1 protein-coding gene is annotated in these 2,753 nt (G+C 68.9%); it reads left to right on the top strand.

Annotation, left to right across the window (positions count from 1 at the left end; genetic code table 11):
- Window positions 1-36 precede the first annotated feature (36 nt).
- On the top strand, window positions 37-2,753 hold a 2,717-nt coding region (locus AB0D93_RS41420; protein WP_362131911.1), incomplete at its 3' end, for a condensation domain-containing protein.

Genomic DNA, 2,753 nt, shown 5'->3' on the forward strand with positions numbered 1-2,753 from the left:
TTCGATGTCTCGGTGTTCGAGATGTGGGGTGCGTTGATGCATGGCGGCCGTGTGGTCGTCGTGCCGCGTGAGGTGGCTCAGTCGCCGGACGAGTTCCTGGACTTGTTGGTGCGGGAGCGGGTGTCGGTGTTGTCGCAGACGCCGTCCGCGTTCCGTTCGCTGGTGGGTGCGGCGGCTGATGGTGATCCGCGTGTGGGTGAGCTGGGGCTGCGGGCGGTGATCTTCGCCGGCGAGAAGCTGGAAGTCGGGGACCTTCAGCCCTGGGTCTCCCGACTCGGCCTGGGCCGTACGGCGCTGGTCAACATGTACGGGATCACTGAGACCACGGTGCATTCCACCTATCACCGGCTGACGAAGCGGGACTTCGCGGAAGGGGCCGGCAATCCGATCGGGCGGCCGCTCAGTGACCTGTCCATTCATCTGCTGGATTCGTACGGGAATCTGGTTCCGGTCGGTGTTCCGGGCGAGATGTATGTCGGTGGTCCGGGTGTGGCGCGGGGTTATCTCGGTCGGCCGGCTCTGACCGCCGAGCGTTTTGTTCCCGACCCGTTCGGTCCTGCCGGGTCGCGGTTGTATCGCAGTGGTGACCTCGCGCGTCGTCGCGAGGACGGGAGCCTGGAGTTCTTGGGCCGTATGGACGACCAGGTGAAGATCCGTGGCTACCGGATCGAGCTGGGCGAGATCGAGACGGCCCTGTCGGGACAGGTCGGCATCCGTGACGCGGTCGTGATCGTTCGTGAGGACACTCCGGGTGACAAGCGTCTGGTGGCCTACTACGTTCCCGCTCCCGGTGCCACGGTCGATCTTTCCGCCGTCCGCTCGGAACTCGGACTGAGCCTGCCTGAGTACATGGTTCCGGCGGCGTTCGTGGAGCTGGAGGCGCTGCCGCTGACGCCCAACGGCAAGCTCGACAAGCGTGCCCTGCCCGCTCCCGAGCAGGACGCCTTCGCCCGCGGCACCTACGTCGCCCCGCGTGATGAGACCGAGGCGCGGATCGCGGCGGTGTGGTCGGAGGTCCTGGGCCTGGACGCGGTGAGTGTCGAGGACTCGTTCTTCGACCTCGGCGGTGACTCCATCCGTGCCGTCTCCCTCGTGGGCGCCCTGCGCGTCGCCGGCATCGACACGACGATGCAGGAGGTCTTCGCGGCGCGCACCGTTGCCGCCATGGCCGCGCACGCGGCCGACGGACGCAGCACGTCGGCCGCACACCAGGACACCGTCGCGGTCCGGCCGTTCGCGCTGATCACGGACGAGGACCGGGGCAAGGTGCCGGCCGCCGTCGTGGACGCCTACCCCCTGACACAAGCACAGACCGGCATGGTCATCGAGATGCTGGCCAAGGGCGGCGCCCGCAGCTACCACAACGTCGCCTCGCTGCGCGTCCGCGGCGAGGAGTTCTCGCCCGACGCGCTGCGCGCGGCTCTCGGCGTCGTCGCCGAGCGCCATGACGTGCTGCGGACGACGATCGACCTGGAGACGTACTCCGTCCCCATGCAGCTCGTGCACGCCGCCGCCGAGATTCCGCTGACGGTCGAGGACCTGACCGGACTCGCCGCGAGCGAGGCGGAGCAGGCCCTGCGGGACTTCGTCACGGCCGAGAGCGAAGCCGTCTTCGATCTGGGACGCGCTCCGCTGATGCGAGTGGCTGTGCACCTGTGCGCGGACGGCAGCTGGCAGTTCACCCTCACCGAGGCGCACGCGATCATCGACGGCTGGAGCTACCACTCCCTCCTGGCCGAGCTCGTCGGCTGCTTCCGGCAGCTGCGTGACGAGCGGGAGCCCGACGCCTGGACGCCTCCGGCGGTGCGCTTCGCCGACGCGGTGGCGGGAGAACTCGCCTCGCTGCGGGGCACCGAGGACCGTGCGTACTGGCGGCGGATCGTCGACGACTACGCCAAGTTCCAGCTGCCGGCGGGCTGGGCCGACGCACCGGACACGCCACGCGAGCAGTACGAGATCGAGGTCGGTTACGCGGATCTGGAGGACTCGTTGCGGGCCCTGGCCGCGGCATCGGGCGCCTCGGTGAAGAGCGTCGTTCACGCGGCCCATCAAAAGGTCGTGAGCATGCTCACCGACGAGCCCGTCTTCCACACGGGTCTCACCTGCCATATCCGTCCCGAGGTCATGGGATCCGAACGAGCCCACGGCATGTACCTCAACGTCCTCCCGTTCGCGGCGGACCGTGAGGCGCGTACCTGGCGCGAGCTGGTGCAGCGGGTGTTCGCTCGGGAGACGGAGCTCTGGGAGCACCGCATGTTCCCGATGCCGACGATCCAGCGTGAGTTGGCCGACGGCGAGCGCCTGATCGACGTGCACTTCAGCTACCAGGACTTCCGGGTGGCCGAGCAGGGCGCGGCGGGTGACGACGGCCAGGGCACGGTCGACGTCGCGTCCAGCATGGGCGCGAGCTCGAACGAGTTCTCCCTGTTCGTCGTCGCGGGCCCGAACAGGCTCAACGTGATCACCCACACCCACGCGGTCGGCCGTGCCCACGGCGAGCGCGTGGCCCGGATGTTCCGCGCGGTGCTGGAGGCCATGGCCGAGAACCCGGACGCGACCATCGACGCCGCGTCCCTTCTGCCGGCCGGAGAACTCCACCGACTGCTCATCGAGTGGAACGCCGGCGCCGTGCCCTTCGAGGACGGTGTGAGCCTCCACGAGCTGGTGGAGCGGCAGGCGGTGGTGGTTCCGGATGCGCCGGCGGTGGTTGGTGTGGATGGGTGTTTGTCGTTTGCGGAGTTGGATGCGCGGGC

It is taken from the genome of Streptomyces sp. NPDC048191, assembly GCF_040652655.1.
GTDB lineage: Bacteria > Actinomycetota > Actinomycetes > Streptomycetales > Streptomycetaceae > Streptomyces.